Annotated in this window: 24 protein-coding genes and 1 riboswitch; of the genes, 16 read left to right on the top strand and 8 right to left on the bottom strand. The window is 40.9% G+C overall.

Annotated elements, in window-relative coordinates; translation table 11 throughout:
* Positions 1-98: 98 nt before the first annotated feature.
* From BRLA_RS17220 to BRLA_RS17190, 7 genes are all read left to right on the top strand, one after another.
* Positions 99-299, top strand: coding sequence for a hypothetical protein (locus BRLA_RS17220; RefSeq protein WP_003336611.1), 201 nt, complete (start codon positions 99-101; stop codon positions 297-299).
* A 132-nt stretch (positions 300-431) separates the two neighbouring features.
* Positions 432-698, top strand: coding sequence for a hypothetical protein (locus BRLA_RS17215; RefSeq protein WP_003336612.1), 267 nt, complete (start codon positions 432-434; stop codon positions 696-698).
* 74 nt (positions 699-772) lie between these two features.
* Positions 773-957, top strand: a riboswitch (Lysine riboswitch).
* 135 nt (positions 958-1,092) lie between these two features.
* On the top strand, positions 1,093-1,803 hold the full coding sequence (dapD, locus tag BRLA_RS17210; RefSeq protein WP_003336613.1) for a 2,3,4,5-tetrahydropyridine-2,6-dicarboxylate N-acetyltransferase: 711 nt from the start codon (positions 1,093-1,095) through the stop codon (positions 1,801-1,803).
* A gap of 74 nt (positions 1,804-1,877) precedes the next feature.
* A complete protein-coding gene (locus BRLA_RS17205) occupies positions 1,878-3,098 on the top strand; it encodes an aspartate aminotransferase family protein (RefSeq protein ID WP_003336614.1) in 1,221 nt (406 codons plus the stop codon).
* Complete coding sequence (locus tag BRLA_RS17200) at positions 3,099-4,241, top strand: N-acetyldiaminopimelate deacetylase (protein WP_003336615.1); 1,143 nt, start codon at positions 3,099-3,101, stop codon at positions 4,239-4,241.
* A gap of 335 nt (positions 4,242-4,576) precedes the next feature.
* A complete protein-coding gene (locus BRLA_RS17195) occupies positions 4,577-5,170 on the top strand; it encodes a hypothetical protein (protein WP_003336617.1) in 594 nt (197 codons plus the stop codon).
* Between the two features lie 96 nt (positions 5,171-5,266).
* Positions 5,267-5,632 (top strand): DUF4912 domain-containing protein, encoded by a 366-nt coding sequence (locus BRLA_RS17190; protein WP_003345537.1) that lies wholly within the window; start codon positions 5,267-5,269, stop codon positions 5,630-5,632.
* A gap of 48 nt (positions 5,633-5,680) precedes the next feature.
* Here the strand turns inward: BRLA_RS17190 and BRLA_RS17185 are convergent, their stop codons facing one another.
* Positions 5,681-6,328 (bottom strand): glycoside hydrolase family 73 protein, encoded by a 648-nt coding sequence (locus tag BRLA_RS17185; protein ID WP_041752314.1) that lies wholly within the window; start codon positions 6,326-6,328, stop codon positions 5,681-5,683.
* Between the two features lie 128 nt (positions 6,329-6,456).
* Positions 6,457-6,885, bottom strand: a complete 429-nt coding sequence (locus BRLA_RS17180) for a DUF1885 family protein (RefSeq protein ID WP_003336620.1) — start codon at positions 6,883-6,885, stop codon at positions 6,457-6,459.
* 182 nt (positions 6,886-7,067) lie between these two features.
* On the opposite strand from BRLA_RS17180, the gene BRLA_RS17175 reads away from it, so the two are divergent.
* From BRLA_RS17175 to BRLA_RS17165, 4 genes are all read left to right on the top strand, one after another.
* The gene (locus BRLA_RS17175) at positions 7,068-7,592 is read left to right on the top strand and encodes a MarR family winged helix-turn-helix transcriptional regulator (protein WP_003336621.1); all 525 of its coding nucleotides are present in this window, start codon (positions 7,068-7,070) and stop codon (positions 7,590-7,592) included.
* Between the two features lie 215 nt (positions 7,593-7,807).
* Positions 7,808-8,104 (top strand): DUF3055 domain-containing protein, encoded by a 297-nt coding sequence (locus tag BRLA_RS17170; RefSeq protein WP_003336622.1) that lies wholly within the window; start codon positions 7,808-7,810, stop codon positions 8,102-8,104.
* Positions 8,105-8,398: 294 nt separating this feature from the next.
* The gene (locus tag BRLA_RS23410; protein ID WP_081476759.1) at positions 8,399-8,521 is read left to right on the top strand and encodes a GapA-binding peptide SR1P; all 123 of its coding nucleotides are present in this window, start codon (positions 8,399-8,401) and stop codon (positions 8,519-8,521) included.
* 179 nt (positions 8,522-8,700) lie between these two features.
* Positions 8,701-10,644 carry a TolB family protein gene (locus tag BRLA_RS17165; protein ID WP_003336623.1) on the top strand — a complete coding sequence of 648 codons (1,944 nt, stop codon included), beginning with the start codon at positions 8,701-8,703 and terminating at the stop codon, positions 10,642-10,644.
* Positions 10,645-10,726: 82 nt separating this feature from the next.
* Here BRLA_RS17165 and BRLA_RS17160 read toward each other — a convergent pair whose 3' ends face one another.
* Both BRLA_RS17160 and BRLA_RS17155 read right to left on the bottom strand, forming a co-directional pair.
* On the bottom strand, positions 10,727-11,254 hold the full coding sequence (locus BRLA_RS17160) for a hypothetical protein (protein WP_003336624.1): 528 nt from the start codon (positions 11,252-11,254) through the stop codon (positions 10,727-10,729).
* Between the two features lie 157 nt (positions 11,255-11,411).
* Entirely contained in the window at positions 11,412-12,884 is a 1,473-nt protein-coding gene (locus BRLA_RS17155) for an aminotransferase class I/II-fold pyridoxal phosphate-dependent enzyme (RefSeq protein ID WP_003336625.1), read from the bottom strand.
* 165 nt (positions 12,885-13,049) lie between these two features.
* On the opposite strand from BRLA_RS17155, the gene BRLA_RS17150 reads away from it, so the two are divergent.
* On the top strand, positions 13,050-14,033 hold the full coding sequence (locus tag BRLA_RS17150; protein WP_003336627.1) for an NAD(P)H-dependent flavin oxidoreductase: 984 nt from the start codon (positions 13,050-13,052) through the stop codon (positions 14,031-14,033).
* Positions 14,034-14,137: 104 nt separating this feature from the next.
* Here BRLA_RS17150 and BRLA_RS17145 read toward each other — a convergent pair whose 3' ends face one another.
* Positions 14,138-14,770 (bottom strand): YktB family protein, encoded by a 633-nt coding sequence (locus BRLA_RS17145; protein WP_003336628.1) that lies wholly within the window; start codon positions 14,768-14,770, stop codon positions 14,138-14,140.
* Positions 14,771-15,175: 405 nt separating this feature from the next.
* Between BRLA_RS17145 and BRLA_RS17140 the strand changes: the two genes are divergently transcribed.
* From BRLA_RS17140 to speD, 4 genes are all read left to right on the top strand, one after another.
* Positions 15,176-15,778 (top strand): hypothetical protein, encoded by a 603-nt coding sequence (locus tag BRLA_RS17140; protein WP_003336629.1) that lies wholly within the window; start codon positions 15,176-15,178, stop codon positions 15,776-15,778.
* A 218-nt stretch (positions 15,779-15,996) separates the two neighbouring features.
* Positions 15,997-16,503 carry a DUF4446 family protein gene (locus BRLA_RS17135; protein ID WP_022584266.1) on the top strand — a complete coding sequence of 169 codons (507 nt, stop codon included), beginning with the start codon at positions 15,997-15,999 and terminating at the stop codon, positions 16,501-16,503.
* 342 nt (positions 16,504-16,845) lie between these two features.
* Positions 16,846-17,442, top strand: a complete 597-nt coding sequence (locus BRLA_RS17130) for a hypothetical protein (protein WP_003336631.1) — start codon at positions 16,846-16,848, stop codon at positions 17,440-17,442.
* Positions 17,443-17,766: 324 nt separating this feature from the next.
* A complete protein-coding gene (speD, locus tag BRLA_RS17125) occupies positions 17,767-18,171 on the top strand; it encodes an adenosylmethionine decarboxylase (protein WP_003336632.1) in 405 nt (134 codons plus the stop codon).
* A 115-nt stretch (positions 18,172-18,286) separates the two neighbouring features.
* Here the strand turns inward: speD and BRLA_RS17120 are convergent, their stop codons facing one another.
* From BRLA_RS17120 to BRLA_RS17110, 3 genes are read right to left on the bottom strand one after another with little or no spacing between them, the layout of a single operon-like run.
* Positions 18,287-19,060, bottom strand: coding sequence for a YhcN/YlaJ family sporulation lipoprotein (locus BRLA_RS17120; protein WP_003336633.1), 774 nt, complete (start codon positions 19,058-19,060; stop codon positions 18,287-18,289).
* A 51-nt stretch (positions 19,061-19,111) separates the two neighbouring features.
* Entirely contained in the window at positions 19,112-19,561 is a 450-nt protein-coding gene (locus BRLA_RS17115) for a hypothetical protein (protein WP_003336634.1), read from the bottom strand.
* A 55-nt stretch (positions 19,562-19,616) separates the two neighbouring features.
* Positions 19,617-20,978, bottom strand: a complete 1,362-nt coding sequence (locus BRLA_RS17110) for a hypothetical protein (protein ID WP_003336635.1) — start codon at positions 20,976-20,978, stop codon at positions 19,617-19,619.
* Between the last annotated feature and the right edge of the window lie 149 nt (positions 20,979-21,127).

The following is a 21,127-nucleotide window of genomic DNA, read 5'->3' as shown; positions in this document are numbered from 1 at the left end:
GTGAAATAAAATATGTCTAAAATGTGTCTAAAGTCATTTGAATGTTCTGTTAAATAAAGTATAATATTGGTAATGATTTGGAAAGGGGATATAAAACCATGGAAATCGGCATTGCTATGTATCCGATCATAGGGGTCTTAGTCTTCTCTTTCATCTTGTTCTACTACTTGTATAAAGGAATTATGAAGGATACAACAAAGCACGATGAGGAGCATGTATGGGTTGATTACGATACGAGCTTTATGAGGGAGACTCCTCACTCACAGCAGAAAAAGGCAAAAAGTAAGCAGAATATGTAAACACAAAATGGTTGGAGCACTCCTCTTAAGGGGTGCTTTTTTACTTATGTAATTTTTAAATTTCCTGAATTGTATGTTATAACTAAATGGAAAGGCTTTGAAGCTGTCAATTTTTTTAAAAGGAGAGCGTCCATGCGTAAACCATATCTTATTGGCCTTGTGTTATTAGCTGTTTGGTTTGTCTGGCTCCTCTATGGATTAAACTTTTACCGAGGAGAACAATTTAGCACTTTATTTTTATTAGTTGCTTTTGGTACAGGCGTTTTTCCCATCTATTTTAGCTTCGTTCATTTATTAATTGGTGAACGATCTAAGCAATGGATCAGTTGGGTTGGGATTGTAGCTACGGCTTTTGTGATCGTACCCGTTTCGATTTTTCTTTTATACCGATTTGCTTAAAAAATCCATTTGTACAAAGCGGTTGTCAGGTAAGGGTTTATCTGATAAAGTGAAGTGAAAATTATATAGGAATAATCCAAAATAGAGGTGCGCAGCGGATGAGTCATCCTGTTTGCTTTACATCGCCGGGACGATGAGGACAGGATAAAAGGTCAATGCGCCGAAGTCGTTGCTGACCGGCAATCTACGGCTGGGGTGTACGTGAATAACGTACGTCTTGTCATGAAAGGTGCGCCTTTCGTGGAGCGCTATTTATGAGTTGCCAAGGTAGAACCAGCAATGAGTAGGCGAATCCACTCGTTGCTTTTTTGCTTATCAAGGGGTTATTCTTTTTTCAAAACAGTAATTTTGCAATAGCGATTACATAAACCAAATTGGTAGGAGGAAACACTCGATGAACATGATGAATGCCCACGAAATTATCAGCTTTATTCAAAAGAGCGAGAAGAAGACGCCTGTGAAGGTTCATGTAAAGGGAAATTTAGAAGGAATTGATTTTGGTCAAAATACAAAAACCTTTATTACAGGCAATGTAGGTGTATTGTTTGGCGAATGGAAGGACGTACAGCCTGTGCTTGAAGCCAATAAGGACAGCATTGAGGACTATGTGGTAGAGAGCGATCGTCGCAATTCTGCGATCCCGATGCTAGATACAAAAGAAATTCAAGCGCGTATTGAGCCAGGTGCTATCATTCGTGATCAAGTACACATTGGAAATAATGCAGTAATTATGATGGGTGCAGTAATTAATATCGGTGCTTCTATCGGAGAAGGTACTATGATCGATATGGGCGTTATTATTGGCGGACGCGGTACGGTTGGTAATAATTGCCACATTGGAGCAGGAGCTGTCATAGCGGGTGTTATCGAGCCGCCTTCTGCCACACCTGTAATTATTGAGGATGATGTATTGGTTGGAGCAAATGCTGTTATTTTAGAGGGTGTGCGGATTGGTAAAGGCTCAGTGGTTGCTGCGGGAGCTGTTGTAACACAGGATGTTCCTGCAAACGTAGTAGTGGCTGGGACACCGGCAAGAATCCTAAAAGAAATTGATGCAAAAACCAAATCCAAAACAGAGATTATGCAAGAACTGCGTCAGCTATAAGTGTGTAAAAAACTGTAAGATATATATCATATCAGCTAGTCATTGATTGTGCTGAATAAAAGGGGCGTCTTCCCATGACGGATTGGCTACAAAAAGATGAAACCTATTTGATGTCCACCTACAAACGATTGACGATTGCAATTGAAAAGGGAGAGGGCAATTATTTACTTGATACAGAGGGAAAAGCTTATCTTGATTTGTTTACTGGTCTGGCTGTCTCTGTTCTGGGCCACTCTCATCCCAAAATTGTAGAAGCTCTTGTAGAACAGGGAGAGAAATTCTTGCACATCTCCAACATTTTTTTGAACAAGCCAGCCATCACATTGGCAGAGCAGTTAGTTACGCATACGATTCCGGGAAAAGTTTTTTTTAGTAACTCAGGAGCTGAAGCAACAGAAGCCGCGATCAAGCTTGTGCATAAATGGGCCAAAATGACCGGAAGAGAGAATGCTGGGATTGTTGTGCTAAAAAATAGCTTCCACGGTAGGACGCTTGGAGCTGTCAAGCTTACAAGACAAGCTCATGTTTATCAGGATTACCCGTTGCCGGCATTTCCTGTTTATGAGGTAGCTCCTGGTGATATAGAAGGATTGCAAGAGATTATTACGACGTACTCACCTGTTTGCTTATTAATGGAGCCAGTTCTCGGATCGGGTGGAGTTATTCCGCTTTCGGAGAGCTTTTTGCAAACAGCTTTTGCTCTGTGTAAAGAACATGACGTGCTATTTGCTATGGATGAAATTCAAACAGGTATGGGGCGAACTGGTAAACTGTTTGCTTACCAGCATACGACTGTGGAACCTGATCTTATCTTATTTGCCAAAGGTGTCGGCGGTGGATTACCGCTAGGTGGGGTGATCGCTGGAGAAAAACTGGCGAATCTTTTCAAACCGGGGGACCATGGGACAACATTTGCCCCCTCCCCTTTAAGTGCAGCGTTGGGCAATGCGGTTATGGAAGCTCTGCTGGTAGATGGATTGCTTGAAGAGGGGAAAAAGCAAGCAGAGTATTTATGGGCTCGTATAGCTCATTTAGTTGATGAATATCCACAGCTTCTATCTGATATTCGAGGCAAAGGCATGATGCTCGGCATTCAGACGAAGCTAGCTCCAGAAGAGGTTAGCCATATCCAACAAGGGATGCTAGAGGCCGGCTTTTTAATTGATGTTACGCAGAAAACGATTATTCGACTATTGCCTCCGCTCACCCTAACCAGTGAGGAGATCGACCGCTTTATGGTGTGTTTCCGCGACGTGTTAGAGCAGGCGGCCCGCGTGAAGGGAGAGGTTATGTAAATGACATCCCCTTTTGTAGCTATTCGCCGTGAGTTGCACAAGATCCCGGAGCCTGGTTTTGCGGAGTTTAAAACGCAGCAGTTTTTGCTTTCATTTATTGCCCAGTTACCTCAGGAGCATCTTGAGGTAACAACTTGGAAAACAGGTGTGCTAGTTAAAGTGAACGGGACATCTCCGAAGCGAATGCTAGCTTGGCGTGCTGACATGGATGGACTGCCGATTGAAGAGGAGACCAGCTATGATTTTCATTCCCAGCATCAGGGCTATATGCATGCATGCGGACATGATCTACACATGGCTATAGGGCTTGGCATCCTAAGTGAGTTTGCCAAAAGTCCTGCTGAAGACGATTTATTGTTTGTTTTTCAACCAGCAGAAGAGGGGCCAGGCGGTGCGGAACCAATGCTAGCCAGCCCTGAATTTCGTTGCTATCAGCCCGATGCTATCTTTGCTCTGCATATCGCACCAGAATATCCAGTCGGAACCATTGCAATGAAAGAAGGAGTTTTCTTTGCCAACACTTCAGAATTATTTATTGAGGTGAAGGGAAAGGGTGGGCATGCAGCTTATCCGCATCTCGCCAATGATATGGTAGTTGTAGCGGCACAGCTTGTGACCCAATTACAGACGATTGTTGCTCGAAATGTAAATCCGTTAGATGCTGGAGTAATTACGGTAGGTAAAATCGAAGGCGGTACAAAGCAAAATATTATCGCCGAGGTAGCTCGACTAGAAGGAACGATTCGCACGCTGTCTCAGGATTCGATGCGTAAGATTAAACAGCGGATTGAAGCGATCGTCCAAGGGATAGAAACAGGCTTCGATTGTGAAGCAACAATTGATTATGGTGCCATGTACTGTCAGGTGTATAATGATCCAGAGCTGTCCAAACGATTTATGAGCTGGTTGGATCGACAGGATGATGTTACATTGGTTCGGTGCACCGAAGCGATGACCGGTGAAGATTTCGGATACTTTTTGGCTGAAATCCCTGGCTTTTTATTTTGGCTCGGTGTAGACACTCCTTATGGCTTGCACCATGCTAAGCTAGAACCAAACGAACAAGCTATCGAACATGCAATCGAAATTATCACCCGTTTCTTTCGCCAATATGAAAATGCAATGTCAAATGAAAACAACTAAAAAGCAACCAAAGACGGCCTGTGGGTCGTCTTTTTGCTATATGTACAAATATCCGATTGGTTATCCACAATCTAATCTAAGTCATCAATGAGAAAAGGAAGCTTTGCTATCAGAATTAGCTTCAAATCACTATTATCCACTTGTGCATAAAATTTGAGAACATACTGTGGATACTGTGGATGAAGGTAAAAAAGTTCTTTTTTAACCACAACTATTTAAGAAATAATGCGTCTAAGATATAAAGAAAACAAAAAGGAACATATATCCTTTTGATCTGAAAGCATACAAGTATAAGCTTCGGCTTTCTATATATTATGATTGATGGAGGAATTGTGATGAAAAAGAAATGGATAGCAGGACTTGCAACTGTCATTGTTGCAGCTACAGCTACAACTGCATGGGGAGATACCAGCATACGTACATATTTCAATGGAGAGCGCAATACTAAAATAGAGGTTACGGCTTCAACACTTGATATGACGCAAGAATTGATTACTAGCCTTGGTGGCTTTGCTACTTATGATAGAGAGACAGGTAAACTGTTCATCGATAAGCCGAATGTCAATATTATGGTACTTGAAGGAGTTCAGCAAAACAAAAATAATGATATTGTGCTGACTAATCCCGTAACAGGATTTCTGGAAAAAAACATTCCGCGTAACTTTGGCGTATATGTAGAGGTAGATAATATCATTGATGCTAAGGATATGAGCGTCAAAGTCAACATTATCGGTCCGGATGGCAATGTGGTGGATAGCAGCAAGGAGAAATCCTACTCTGTACGCGATGGAGGATTCTTCTTCTCCCAACCCTTTGTTTCCACAAAGTTAAAAAAGAACGGTACGTATAAAGTACAGCTAACAATGAAAAAAGAAAAGGATGCAAACATGATCGTTGTGGGAGAGAATTCCTTTACAGTAGGGAGATAAAATGCTCTTCCACCGTTTTCAAAATTAGCTACCTGATGATATAATGATTAGAAGTAATTACTATTATGTAATGTAAGAAAGGAAAGATGAAAGCGAATGAAGACAAAAGCCACGCGGTCATCAACAGATACAGACGGCCCGAGTATACGTATTGCCTGGAAAGACCCCCAATCGATTTTAGCCTCTTGGCTTGTGACGGAGGAATACCAGCAAGAGATTGAGCAAGAATTTTCCATTCCATTCCATGAGCTGCCGCTAGTTCTGCGTCTGTATGATGTAACGTACCGGACTGAAATTAAAAATGACGGGCTAGACAGCTATACAGATTATGACATCAACTATCGAGCAAGCAATTGGATTCTCTACGGAGTAATGGAAGGGTGTAAATATTGTGTCGATCTCGGCATACGTATGGTAGACGGAAGATTCTATTCGCTAACCAGATCTGAAATACTTTCGTAGCACCTATAGGAAAGACAGGACCCGATCAGGGAACCTGTCTTTTGTTTTTCATTGCGTTTCTTTACCTTCACGACATTTGTCATACACACGCAGCGCCACTGCTAGTACAGCCCAGACAGGCATAGGCTTATCTAAGTCATGCAACCATTCGGGAGACGTGATGATTCCTTCTTCTAGGGCACGCTTACCTATTTCTAGCTTCCAAGCAGCTACAAAATTCTCAGAGGGGGACTTTTTTTGATCATACTGGATTAAATTATAGGTTTTGATTATATTTTGTAGCTTTTCCGCATAGTCTGGGTCGGTAGCATATCCGGCTTGTTCTAACTGTTGGGCTGCTTGATAAGGAGTAGTTGCTTGAATAACGGATTGATAGCGAGGACGTAATAAGAGCTGTGAGTGGTCTTCAATGGATTCAAGAAAGCTATGATAGGCTTTGAATTCTTGTGTTTTTGTAACCCAGGAGCCTTGAAGATATTCTTTGGTTTCTACATGAACAGAGCCTGAGGGACCTACTCCTTTTATTCCAAAAAGATTATAGGATGTCCGACCTGTAGCAGTGTCCTTTGGAATAAAGTTACCAAATCCAGATTCCAAAATGGCTTGAGCAATGGTTATAGAGGCGTAAATATTATACTTTTCAAAGGCGATCTGAGCCGGTGTACGTACAAGCGAAATGAAATCAGAGCGTTCTATAAAAAAGCACCTCCTTATAACCGGATGGTGGAGTCAAAGAAGGTACTTATAGTGAGATAAGCACCTTCACTCTGTATCATATTGGAAGGGTGCCATTTTGCTTGGACATTTGTTTGAAAAATCCGAATTTAAGGCTTGCGTGGCTGAAAATATTGAATTCTGCCGTTGAATAGGTGAAGCTCTCCTTTTACCTCGCGGGCTAAATAACGACAGTATTCGTTGCCTTTACTTTTATCATTCTGAGTAGCTGTGTCGGGAATACTAACCTGAATGAATGCCCGCTCCTGATTGTCTTTTAGACGTGTGCCTACGCCAATGATCACATATTTATAAAGATTCTGATCTTTGCCCTTTAAAATGAAAAATGTGTCTTTTCCTTCCGCAGGTTCTTCGATATGATAGGGAAAGGAGGCATCTGTATAGTTCCAATCCAATTGTTGTCCTGTTTTACTGGTTTTCTTTCGGTATTTTTGTAAAAATGTTTTGACATCTTCAAGAGTAACCGTGGAGGCGATGGAACCATCTACTAGGTATACATAGGCGGATTGCATATTCACGAATCAGTTCACTCCCATATCAAAAATACGAATTTTCTTCCACATTTAGTGTAGCATTACAGTTTAGGCTTCTGCAAGCGGACACAAAATACGGAAAGCAATTGATTATATTTTCTGAAAATAGTACAATGATGAAAATTTATACTTGTAGAGAGACAAAAATCAGTTGGGGGAATGGGAAAATGAAGGATACAGCGGTACGACAGGTGCATGAAGCGTTAAATACATTACGAGCAATCAATGTTGTAAACAAAGACGATTGGGAAAGAGCTGCCAAGGCAGCGAATTTGGATTCATCCGTACAATTAAATATTTTGTGGATCATTTGCTGCTACGAAGGAGTACGTGTTACGCAGATTGCTGATTGGACGTTTTGGCATCCCTCATCTATTGTCATTCATATAAAAAAGCTGATGGAAAAACAATTAGTAAGCATTGAAAAATCCGATATTGATGGAAGGGTTGTTCATGTTTATCCTACAAGCGCAGGTCGTGAGGTTATTGAAAAAAGTAGGAAAAATACGCCCAGTCTATTCCGTTTGACTGAGGCTTTAGAAAAATTAAAGGAACGATACTCCGTTGTAGTAGTAGAACTGTTTTTTGAGTGCATGTTATTCCTTGCTCAAACCTTGCACGGTGCAGATAAGGTGAGATGGATTCAGGAAGGTGAAGAGCGCTTTCCTGAGAATCAAAGCTCTGCCGGATGAATATCTTCTGTAATAAGTACGGGATATAAAGATAAAAGTTTCAAATTATGTAAAAAAGGTTACATTTGAAAGTGCAGTTTTTTTACATGTAAGAAATGGGCTTGATCGAAAGGAATTTTTTTATCTTTTTCTCATATTCTAATTAAGCCATCATAGGGCTTATGACTAGTCTGGATGAAGAGATAAAAAATCATACAAGATGGGAGGGTATCGCGATGGAAGCCATGGAATTGTTGTATGACGTGAACGAAGATGCCAAGGTTCGCTTTCTGGGCTATACAACCGACACGACACGTTATGATTTTGGAATCGTGTATACACATCGTTTTTTCGGGAAACCATTGGTGGTATGTATGCAGACAGGGCAATCAACGTTACTAAGTTCAGAAGACACAATAAATCCTAAGCATTTGCAACAAATCTTTAAATTGACTTGTCTTACCCAAGCAAAAGAGCTCTCTCAATTCTTTCGTGATAACTTACCGTCCATGCCTTTTCAGGATCAATACTAGCCTAGATACAGTTAATAACTGGCAATATGACAGCCCCCTTCATTCTGTGAAGGGGGCTGTTTCTTTAGATGAATAAGATAGCTTTATCATGATTGTGATATACTAATTCGAGGTTCAAAAGTTATTTGGATTGAGTTTATAAAGAAATCGGCTGATAAAAGTTGTGTTCATTAGCCTATTGACAGTTAAAGTATGTCGTATTAAGATTAATGTAACACATTTATAGAACTAATGTGACATATTAATTTGATTCACTTTATTTTGTGAGTACACTTATTTCATAGGGGGCTTATCATGACGACAATCGTTTGTCAGAAATGCGGAGACATCATTGAACATTTAGAATCACCTCAGGTGAAAACGCTTTATGGTTTATGTGACTGCCCGTGCCATCAGCATGATAACGAACATGAATAGATTTTGAAGATGTATTTTCGAATATATCAATTTCTTTGATTATTTAGCACACTCTTTATGAGTGTGTTTTTTGCTTTTTCATTCCCTCTTTCAAAGATTTTTATTTACTTCTCCATTTAATTGATAAATAATAAGAAGGATAGAGATAATGGAAATATTTTGTCGAGAGGAGTTACAGTATGAGGAAGAAGAGCTTTCAGCGATGGATAGCTGTTTTTGCCATGGCGACGACATTAATTAGTAGTGTGAACCCCGTTTTCGCAGCTAATTATGATGAAGAAAAAATTTCAGTAAATGGCGATACGACAGCCACTGCCTATGGCATGGACTTTGATGGGGATTATGCAGTTTGGGTAGAGGAATCTGGTAAGAATTATTCCGTTGTGCTTTATGATGTAGATGACGAAAGTATAGCGAAGAAAATTTCTAGCAATAGTTCTAAGAAAGTAGCTCCACGTATTGAAGGAAACACGGTAGTGTGGGCTCAAGAAGAGAAAAATGGCTATGAATTATATGCGTACGATCTGAAAAAGAATAAAGAACGCGTTCTTACAAACCAGCATGCAAGAGTAACTGATCCTGAAGAGATTGCCTTTAAGGACGGTGTTGTAGCCTGGAAAGACAAGCGCGATGGTGGAACGAATATTTATGCACTTGAAGTAAGAAATGACAAGGAATATCGCATATCTACAGGCGGAAAAGCAAGCCATCCTTCCATTTATGACGACCAAATTGTTTGGCAGGATGAGCGTAATGGAAGAGCCGAATTGTATCAAAATAAAGTAGGTTCTTCTAAAGAATTTAAAACGTACTGGGGAAAAGCTAAAACTGCAAAACCGATCATTTCTGATGATGACATTGTTTACTTGAACGAAGCAAGCGGTAATATCGAAAAAACACAAGTAGAGAGTAGTAAAAGCAAGGTGCTCACTCATGAAAAAGGAGACGAAGAGCTGTTTGATTTTAACGGACGTTATCTGGTATATGGATCAGGTAGCACATTGTATTATTTAGATACAAACAAAGATGATTTGGTTAAAATCAACAATGATTTCAATCGTAAATTGCCTCCTGTGATGAGTGGACGTTACGTGCTTTATGCTACTGGTAAAACGAATAATTTGACATTGAAATTGTTTGATACGAAAAAAGAGAAGAGCCAAACGCTGGGTAAGGACGAAAACATAAAAAATATGGCTTCGCCGGCAGCTAGCAAAAACTATGTGGCTTTCGTGAAGGAAGGCAAAAGAGAGTCTCGCGTAATGCTGTATAATGTAAAAGATCGCAAAACGATTACGATCTCTCCAGAAAAACACGAAGCTGAGCATCCAGTGGTAAGTGATTCTTATGTCGTTTACTACGATAATGATGATCGGGCGTTGGTGTCTTACGATATCGAAACGGGAGAATCAACCAAAATTACGACGAAGAAAACTGACGTAGTAGAAGGATTGTATGCTATTTATAAAGACCATCTTGTTTGGGTGAGCGGTGGAAAGCGTTCGAATACTGTTAACCTAACGAATTTGAAAAAGAATAAAACTTCTGAGCTTCATGACTCCAAACTTGGCGTTCGCAGTGTAGCTATCAATAATCAGGCTGTGGCGTTGATTGATGGAGAGGACGATCGTTACCAAGACATTGTCATTTACGATTATGTAGATGGCGGCCGCATTATGAAAGAAGAAGCGGAAAGTGCTAAAGGAATCGGGCTTGGCGACAAATTTGCAGCTTGGTCTGCTTACAATAGCGATACAAAGAGCAAGGACATTTTCGTATATTCCTTTAAACTGAATCGTACGGATCTTCTTTATGAAGAAGAAGGCGATCAAGAGAATCCAATCGTTTCAAATAATATCATTTTCTATGAGACTGAAGTAGAAAAAGGCGGAGACGCAGTAGATAAATATGTCATGTATGACAGGGATAAACACCGTTTTAGAGCTCCATTTGGCAGTGACGCTGATCCATCTGAGATCGCAATTGGCGGTAATCGTTTAGTATGGTTGGATGACCGTGATGATGAGGAAGGTCTCTATACATCTGTACTTGGTTCCAGTGATGACGACGATGACGATGATGATTACGATGATGATTATGATTATTTTTACGGCAAAGATTAAGATGAAACTCAAAAAGGCTGGTAGGATATGATATCCTATCAGCCTTTTTATCTATCTAGTAAGCAAATTGCTATCCTTGAAACTAAAACATTTTACCGAAAAAGTATAGAAAGAAAATGCCGAATCCATCTAACAGGGTTAGCCACAGCAAAAGAGATAGCGGCGGAGAAAAATGCTGCGTTTTCATTTCGCCAATATAATGATCGGCCATTAAGATGTTGGAGAAGAGGACGAGTAAGATATTGGGAGTCACCATCAGTAAACTTGGAAAATGCAATCCTTTTGCAATTAGGTTAACTAACGAGGCAGCAATCAGTACAGTAACCCCATATACGACAGTCTCTAAACTAATCTGGATTAGCCAACGCAGACTGATTTTTTTATAGCCTATCAGGTAGGTGGTTCCAAATAAAAGAATCCAACTACAACTAGCGGATATGATGACCCAGTACGCACCGAGATCAAATGACCAATGTTCAAAGTGTAAACTGAGACTAGCTCCATATAAGGCAGAGCCGCCTATAGCAAGGATAAGATATCCAATCCATAACAGGTAGGAATAGGGATTCGTGGTGGTGGATGTGGATGTGGTAGTAGTGTTCAATGTCATTTCTCCTTTTCTCAGGCGACGTAGGGCGTATCTTATGTATGATCTATCTATTTACTATACGTCATAGAGTCTAGAAAAGTTTCGAAGTTTATTAGATGATTGTCAAAAAAGCCCTCTCCTTGTCAATAGTAGCAAGGAGAGGACTTCATTTTATTTGTTATTCATGTATGGCCGCTTGGCGTTTTACAACCTTGATGGTTTGAATGGTTTCATCCTCAGGACCTTGAACAGGTAAACCTACACGGAGGTTTTCTTTGATGTAATGAATGTTATCTGCTGTAATAACCTCGCCTGGGAATAAAATTGGAATTCCAGGAGGATACACCATGATAAATTCCGTAATAATACGGCCTTCCGCGTGTTCCAGAGGTACAATTTCCGTTTCTGCATAAAAAGCATCACGAGGAGATAGAGAGATAACTGGAATTTCAGGAAGTGAAATTTCAATTAAATCACTTGGCTGTGCATGAGCAAATTCAACAGCTAAATGCTGTAGGGCAGCCACTAGTGTACCGATCGTTTCTTCTGTATCCCCAGCGGTTACAAAGCAAAGAATGTTATAGAGGTCACTCATCTCAACCTCAATATTATATTTTTCGCGCAACCAATTCTCGACTTCCCAACCAGTAATACCGAGACTGCGCACATGAATGAGCAATTTAGTCGGGTCCATTGCGTATTCGGCTGGCATACCGAGTATTTCCTTTCCTACACAACGTAGTCGAGGAATTTTGTTAATCGCATCTCTAGCAGTGTTAGCTAGACGAATGGAGTTTTCGATCATTTGCTTTCCATGTATAGCCAAGTGCTGTCTAGCCATATCTAGAGAAGCCAGTAGAATGTAAGAAGTAGAAGTGGTTGTTAGCATGCTCAGAATGGTTTTCACTCTGTCAACGTCTACAAGCCCTTCTCTTACGTTTAAAATTGAGCTTTGGGTAAGAGAGCCACCCAGCTTGTGAACGCTGGTAGCAGCCATATCTGCGCCTGCCTGCATGGCAGATAATGGCATATCATCATGAAAATGTATATGGACGCCATGAGCTTCGTCTACCAAAACAGGGATGTTATACTCATGGGCTATTTCTACGATTTGTTGTAAATCTCCTGCGATGCCAAAGTAAGTTGGATTGATGACTAATAGAGCAGCCGCATCAGGGTGTACAGTTAGTGCTTTTCGCACCGCTTTTGGCGTAATACCATGAGCAATTCCTAGCTGTTCATCCATGATTGGATGGATAAAGACTGGAATGGCACCAGCAAAAATAATGGCAGCCGTTACAGATTTATGCACATTTCGGGGCAAAATAATTTTGTCCCCAGGATTGCAAGTCGCCATGATCATGGCCATGATCGCACCGCTTGTCCCTTGTACAGAGAAAAAGGTATGATCCGCACCAAAGGCTTCTGCAGCCAAATCCTGTGCCTCTTTGATCATTGCTTTAGGATGGTGCAAGTCATCTAGTGGGGCGATATTGATTAAATCAATCGATAACGCGTTCTCTCCAATGAATTCTCGGAACGTAGGATTCATTCCCGTTCCTTTTTTGTGGCCTGGGATATGAAATTGAATGGGATTCCTCTCTTTATGTGCCACCAATCCGCTAAATAAGGGGGTTTCATCCTGTTTCATTATCGTATCGCCTCACTTTATTTTATAATTGTTTGAAAAACAACAAAATTGAGTATAGCAAATTAAGGGGGGAAAGCAAGTATTTTTTTTGCTTAATCCCTGTAGTGGCAGGATTTATCCCTTTATAAGCAGAAAGTTTAAGAATAAAGAAAGGAGGGATTTGGAATGAACACCAGAATTACCTCATTACTTAATATAGTATCTCCCATTGTACAAGGAGGATTAGCACATCTGGCGTATGCCGAATTAGCAGCCGCAGTTTCTGAGGCAGGAGGATTAGGGCAGATAACAGCTATGTCACTTCCTTCGCCAGACGCTTTGCGGACTGAGATTCAAAAGGTGCGCTCGTTAACAGCAAAGCCTGTTGGCGTTAACTTTGCTATTGGTCAACATGATCGGCCATTTGAAGAAATGTTGGATGTGGCTATAGAAGAAGGGATTGCCGTTATCAGTATTACGGGAGGAAACCCTGAGCCGTTAATTCGCCGAACGGATGGACATGATATGAAACGCTTGGTGCTTGTGTCAACGGTCAGACAGGCACAAAAAGCGGAAGCCGCTGGGGCTGACGCGGTGATGGCAGTTGGTCAGGAGGGAGGAGGACATTTAGGACGGGATGATATTGGAACGCTAGTACTTGTTCCGCGTGTTGTTGATTCGGTCAGTATTCCTGTACTTGCAAGTGGTGGGATTGGTGATGGGCGTGGATTTTTGGCAGCGCTTGCATTAGGAGCGGAGGGTGTGGAGATGGGGACTAGGTTTATAGCTACAAAGGAGTGTCTCCACGCACATGCTGCCTACAAGCAGGCACTTATTCAGGCGACAGAGCATGATACCACTGTTATTAAACGTTCTTTAGGTACTCCAGCGCGTGTGATAAATACAAAAGGCTCTGCGTATATTTCTGAACTAGAAAAACAAGGCGTAGGATATGAGGGCTTGCAAGAATATATTAGTGGTCGAAACAATCTTCGTTTTATTTACGAGGGGGATGCAGAGCACGGGTTTGGTTGGGCAGGGCAAGTGGTCGGCTTAATCCAGGATGTTCCTAGTGTTCAGGAATTGTTCGATCGAATAATGGGGGATGTCAATGCATTTCAAGCAAATATGCAAAAAATATTTCAAGGGAAGCAACAGCGATGTTGTTAATTTTTTATTAAAAAGAAGAACAGGTTCTTTACAATAACATGAAAAAGGACCTGTTCTTTTGCATATAGATAGTAGAAAGCATCTTGAATTCCTAGCAAACGCTTCTATTCATGGCGATTTAACATGTACAAACGAGTAAGGACTTGGAATGTTTCCTCTAGGCGAGCTATTAGCAAGTCACCATCTCTTAGAATAGGGTCATCCTTATTAATTGTGATCCCACAAAGAATTTCAGCTTTTTTTACCGTCTGTAGGCGCTGAATAAGCTGTAATAGTCCTTCCTCACCTAACTCATTTTGTGAAGTGCTATGTGGTTGCATATGATCCGGTGACCAATGAAAGTGTCCTGGCACAAGGGACATGATTTTTTTCAAATGCTTTTCCATGTTATGCCCGATTTCCTGTTTAAACGGAGACTCATAAATAAGGGCATACCAAACAAACAGATGAGTGCCCCACAATCCAATTTGGAAATGAGGATGTTTTTTGTATCCGCGCTTGTCATTTGCCCAAGCTACCCATGTATCCTTAGGTGGATTAACTGTACGCCGCGCATGCTTAGCGACATGATAAAACATTTCATCTCCTAGTGCTAGTCCAAGATGAGGAGCAAAATGTTCTCCCAGAAAGGTTAATTTAGGCCGAATTCGATCTTTGATTCCTTCCATTCTTTCGTCTAATCCTTCAATGGAAAATACCTCAAAATCCTCAGAATGAAAGCCAGAAAAAGTAGTCATATGTAAAACTCCTTTCAATTGAGTGCACGATGTGTTCTACGTATTTTCAAATGCCTCTTTCCTTTCTCACAAAACAAAAAGGGCGTAAGAGCCGTGAAGAAAGCGAATTTCTCTCCATATGATATCATACCACACCGATAAGCAGACTATAGGGGACCTTCCCGAAATGTAACTAGTTTGGTTTCTTGAACGAAAAACGGGGTAAGTAAGAAATAAAACAGCATTCCCATTCGTATCCAATAGAAAGGAAATAAATTCCACCTCTCACTGGTTTTTCTTGAAAAAGACAAAAATACGTGAATGGGAGTGTAACAAAAATAGCTAAACAGTAATAGAATATACAACCCATTCCCAAGGGCTTATTTATAATCTGATTATTCAGTATATTTTTGGGGGATGAAGTGTATGAAAAAAACCTATAACGAGTTAGAGTACAGCAATATCATTGTCTGGTTTGACCGAACTACCTTCCTTTCATTATTGGATACGCTTCATCAGAATGGATTATCTGTCAGAGTTAAAGAAGCAACTCATTCAATTCGAATGGATATTACAGCAGCCAGTGGTGGACATCAGCTCGTTTTAGTTAAAAGCGGAGAACGTTACAAGCTGGAGGAATATCATTATGCTGTTCGGGACATCAGGTTAGCGATGATCTTGTATCAATTTATTGAACAGGCAAAAGGGCATGCAGTGGTCAAAATCATTAACGAGCACCAAATCCTAGTGAAGAACATCAGATACGGTGAAGCTGTACGAATTGTTAAGATTAAAGGAGCTGAGAAAAAAGTGATCTATGAAAAAGCATGTAATGTGACCATGGACCAAGTGATTGCTGCCCTGAAAAGAAGAGATGCCGAAGAAAGAATTCCTGTATTACGTCTAGAGCTTGACTATGAATTAGCAACCCTATACGATGCCATGCAAAACAGAAATAAGGAACAGATGCGACGCTCAAAGGCACAATTACGATTGCTGCGTAAGGAAATGTTATTACTGGAAGTATAGCTGAAATCATGATGGAATGGGCAGGGTGAGAATGAACCTTCAAGACACGGCGTTTAGATGAAAAACGGCTTCTTCGTTAGGAAGAGAGGCCGTTTTTCTTGTTATGGAGCATAAAATGTGTAACTTTTTTACTGGAAACCGTTTCAAGCAATTGATCTCTTAATGGCTTGGCGGTAAAATGGGGTAATATGAAGTTGGTCGAGAAAGGAAGTATTTCTATGCAGCAAGTTTTACTGGCGATTCAGTCACCGTATGTTCTTCTGGGATTATGCGGATTTACAGTGCTGAGCCTCGTGTATATTATCGTGTTACATACTAAAATCAATCGTTTACGAAAAAGAATGAATCGCTTCTTTGTTCGAGGCGAGGGGGACAACCTCGAAGAAATGGTAAATCGCTTGCTTGTAGATATGGATGCATGGGAAGGAAAGCTCAGTGATCAGCAATTTGTAGTGAATCGATTGTCCCAAAAAATGGCGACACAAGCGGGGAGTGTTGCGGTGCATCGGTACAATGCCTTTGGAGAAATGGGAAGTGATTTAAGTTTTTCCTTGGCATTTTTGGATGAACAACAAAACGGGGTAGTGATTACCAGTATTTATGGTCGAGAAGAATCACGGACGTATGCGAAGCCGATTGAAAAAGGAACTTCTGTTTACCATTTATCAGAAGAAGAGCTGATGGTAATTAAAAAAGCGATGACTTCTTCCGTGTCCGTTCTATAAAATTGTATAAATCTGCGAGATAGTGATAATATAGGAGGTTTTTCCATGAAAACGTCTGTAAACTCTCTAAATCGCTGTTTTCTTTAGAATCCTGTATTTATTAGGCAGGATTTTTATTTTTGTTTTGTGTATAATAAAGAATAGAGAAGTGTACAAAGATAAAAGTAGGTGATCCGCCTTCATTACCCATTTTGAGTTTAAACTCACGGGGCGGCAAGGTCAGGTTCTACAGCGATCTTTTGTGGATACTTAGCTCCCTTTTCCGCATTACCAGTCAACCAACCAGATACACATACGTAGCCGATTGGTATTTAGGAAAAACAATGAATTGGGGAGATTTGTATGGCACAGCGTTTAGCTACAAATTACGCAAACGCCTTTTTTACAATGACAGAGCAGGAATTAAATCAATTTGTTCAACTCTTTGCAAAGGAAAGAGTTCTCTTAATGGAACAGATATTTGAAAATGGGGATCGTGACATCGTCATTGTGGATGGTAGTTCCGAAATACATCTTGCCTTCCAGAGATTTGAAAACCACTTTATTTGCGACAGTTCCTATACAATCAAAGATATCAGTCTTGCCAACGTGATGCGAAAAGCGATGAAAGCCTTCAGGGGTCACGCTGTTGTGCACAGAATTTACGAAAACTTCACGATTATTTATCATTATGACGAAGGTTCAGTGACAAAGATTGAAGAAGTAAATGACACCGAAGAATCCATCATCTTTGAGCAGGACGGCGCAAACTACGCTAAGGAATTGCAACATCTATATGCACAAACGTCTAGTGAACAAGAAATTACCAAGTTGCGCGAAGAGACGGATCGTCTCCTTGATCTTCGTAATTGGGTAGGGATACACAAGCCAGACACGGTTTCCGTAATTGATCAAAAGTTATCTGCTGTTTCACATCGTTTGTTTGTACTAGAAGCATAAAAGTAAATCAAAAAAAGGGCACTGCTGGTGCCCATTTTTTGTATAAAAATGATCGCTGCTATTGCCTTATAGGCTTCGTTCGTTCAGGTTTTTTGATATTTGTTTGAGATTATTTGTGAAAAAATTTGGTATTTCCAGAAATTTATTTTTAAAAAAGTATTGTATTTTTCTCAAAACCATGATAATTTAAATCTCGTTGGAAAAACTAGATAGGAACCAGGATTCACTTCAAAGGGTGGACCAAAGACCCGCCCCCGTTAGTGAATGACGCAGGTCCTAGCGATGTTTCATTATCACACATGCTAGGAAGGGGGAACCGGAAGAATGGAATATTCTACTTTCGGAAGACACGTTGCCATTGACACATGGGGAGTACAATTTGATTTACTAAATGATGCAGATTTCTTGAAAAAACAAATGGTAGAAGCAGCAGAAGCATGCGGTGCGACTGTTCTAAGTGTACAGTCTAAACAATTTGCACCTCAAGGAGCAACTGTATTGGTTCTTTTGTCGGAAAGCCATCTTTCCATCCACACCTACCCAGAGCGCGGATTTGCCGCTTTGGATTGCTACACATGCGGGGAGACAGTGGATCCGCAGGTTGCCATTGATTACATGGTTTCTGTATTAAAACCGGAGAAAGTCTTTGCTAAAAAACTAATTCGTGGTTTAGGTGAATTAGAAGTTGTGGAACCAGAAATGAAGCTTTCCGCAACAACTAACGCATAAGACAACCCATTATCGAACACAAACAAGCAGAGGCGTCTAGCTAGGAGCAGACGTCTCATTTTTTATTTACACAAAAACAGGGTAGACGAACAACGTCACCCTGTTTTTGTCTTCATTACCGGAATGGAGCAGTTACAGTACGTCCAAGATCAGTTACAAGCGTTCCAAAATCTCTACCAACATTACTGAGACTGCCTGTTACTGTGTTTGGTCCACTCATCATATTAGAGTGGGACGAGTATGAGCGATAGCTGTTATCGATGCTTTTTACACGAGGTATCATCTTGGAGTCGGATGTAACATAAACCCGATGATAAGGAGCTGCTTTAACAACAGCATGATTTACCTCGCGTTCAATGGTCTTGCGGTTTTTATGATCCTTCAATTCAATACCAACAACAGCTTCATTTCCATGGACAACGGTGGTAGCCGATTGAACGCCCTTAACCTTCTTAGCAGATGCTGTAATACGATCAGCAAGCTCACGGTTATGAACATGATGGGAAGACGTTAGGGAATGGGACCCATTGTTTGCGTAGCCACGCATACGTGTGTCTGCAGATTGGTAAAAGCCCGTATACGGATAAGTTGCTCTACCGAATCCATTAAAGCCATAGTTATTGACACCATAATTATTAATACCATAACCACTCGTGCCATAACCATTCATGCCGTAACCACTCGTACCATAACCACCATAACCACTCATGCCGTAACCACTTGTACCATAACCATTCATGCCATAACCATTGTAGTTACCAGTACCTAACGTTCCATAGCCACTCGTTCTGTAAGATTGGGTTTGAGCCCCTTGTTTTGGAGCAGTTCCGCAAGCAGTAACCGCTGTTAACAGTAGAAGACATGAAGCTGTATACAGGATTTTTTTCATGTTTATTGGCCACCTCCATTAGGTAGTGTTAGCAGAAGGCGACCGAATTACTTAGGAAGTGCACTCCAAGGAAAGAGCAGGAAAGGCCAGTCCAGGTACATCCCAAAGGGCTTTATCAACAGAAGTTAGATTTTTGGATGAAATTAGTCTAGGACACGAAACTGGCAGTAGCAAGGCGGTTTGCAGAACTGGCTTACCATAACAAAACAGAGTAGCTTGTGGACAAAAAAGCTGGTCTTTCTGCAATGGATGGTAATCATCAGGATGCTCTAATGTAGGGATAAACAACACTTCTGGCTGGCTCAGTAACCAAGGTCGAAAGCTTACTCGGTTATTTGTTTGTGCTACTAAACCAAGTGCTGTCTCCTGTTTTTCTTCCAAATAAAAGCGAAAAGCAGCTAAGCCTTTGGAAGAATCGGCTAAAGTAGCCAGTAGCTTTTCTTGGAAAGCATTGATTACATCAGTAGCAATTTCTTCATGAAAAAGTAGAGAGCTATTCAAATAAAAGCCTCCTTTACAGAATTTTTAAACAAATGTAACGGAAAATCCACTTCATTTACGACCAAAAAACGATAAGATGAGTAGGTGAAACATGTACTTTTTTATTTAGCTCAATTAACAGATAGGCAGGAGCTGTTACACAAAATGTAGTGGAATGTGGCTCGGTTACTGTACGATTCGCTCCCCATCCGCAAATAATGGAAGAAAAAATCTTGCTGATTCGACCATGAATCCAGCCCGTATGCATCTGCTTAAAACTGGTAGGATGACAGCAGTCTCGGACTAATAAAAAATAACAGTCCATTTGTTCGCTGTGATATAGATGCTGATAACCGCTCAATATAAGGGGAGGGACTTTTTCATCCATGTGAAGAAGTGGCGGCGAAGGAATTTCGTCCTCTGATAACAGCGTTGGTAAGGAATAAAGGAAATGGGCCCCTGTTAAGTCCTCTGGCTCGTCCAGATCAACGGCAGATTCCTCTAATATGGAGATAGAGGGGTATAAGGTCCCGATGGAATGAAATGGTTGATAATCCTTATGGCCTTCCAATGAAGCAAGTTGTAATCGTGATGCCGTGTGTAATAATTGTCGTCTATGAGAAGGCTGCTGCAAGTAGAGTCGCAAAAGACCTGCAAAAATTTCGGTATCAACCCAGAAAAGCTGGGGGACATTTAATTGGGATGGGGCTACTCTTTTCTGTTGATCTCTATGATTGATCTGAGTAATGGAGAGCCGATTTGCCAGTTGGGTATACAAATTTGTTATAAGCGAGTTCATAGTAGGGTGCCATTGATCAAAAAAGGTGGCACCATCTTGATATTGCATGAATCTAGCTTGAGGTCTTACTTGAGATGTAGCTTGTAGTGTCACTCGCCAAAATTGCGACTCATAAAAGCAACCGTCACTGCGACAGAGCCAATGCTTCTCTTGTTGTATTTTTATTTTAGACTGCAACGTGTTCGGTATTTTTTCTTGGAAAAATCGTTTATGCTCTAAGCCCATTTTACTGATTAGGAAATGCCAATCATGAAATTCACCTAACGTCTCTAAAGTAGTTGGGGGCGGGAGATGTTTTTCATGTTCGCAAAACCTTTGGAAGATTTTCCATCTATTCTCATATAAGGCAAGGTTATTACGCGCTTGATGAAAGGCGGCAATTGCAGCGGATTCGGTTAGGTGAAAGATGGTGGCTTGTCCCATCTCTTTTTTTGTTGACCAGAGCGTTACGCGTAAAATACTATGCATGCAGGATTGTTGAAAGTCAGCAAGTCCATTGGTCCAGGAGAAGGTCTGAGACTGACATTCGGTGATGTGAATAGTCAGCAGTAAGCCAAATTGATCAGCAAGCCGTAATAATCTTGAACAAATGGATGATAAGGTAGGCGGTCGGACAAATGGATCGGTGGCATGGGGCATATCAATTCCTCCTTCCGTACTATAGAGCCATTTCGTTCAGTGTAACATGTGCGGCAGTCAAGATATGGCAAAGCATGACGGAGGAAATAGCGAAAGTTCTCGACAAGAATCGGGTATTTCTCCACATTTTATAGATTGTAAAATAAGCC

The organism is Brevibacillus laterosporus LMG 15441, from assembly GCF_000219535.2.
In the GTDB taxonomy this organism is placed as follows: domain Bacteria; phylum Bacillota; class Bacilli; order Brevibacillales; family Brevibacillaceae; genus Brevibacillus_B; species Brevibacillus_B halotolerans.
This window is presented reverse-complemented; position numbering and strand designations above follow the sequence as displayed.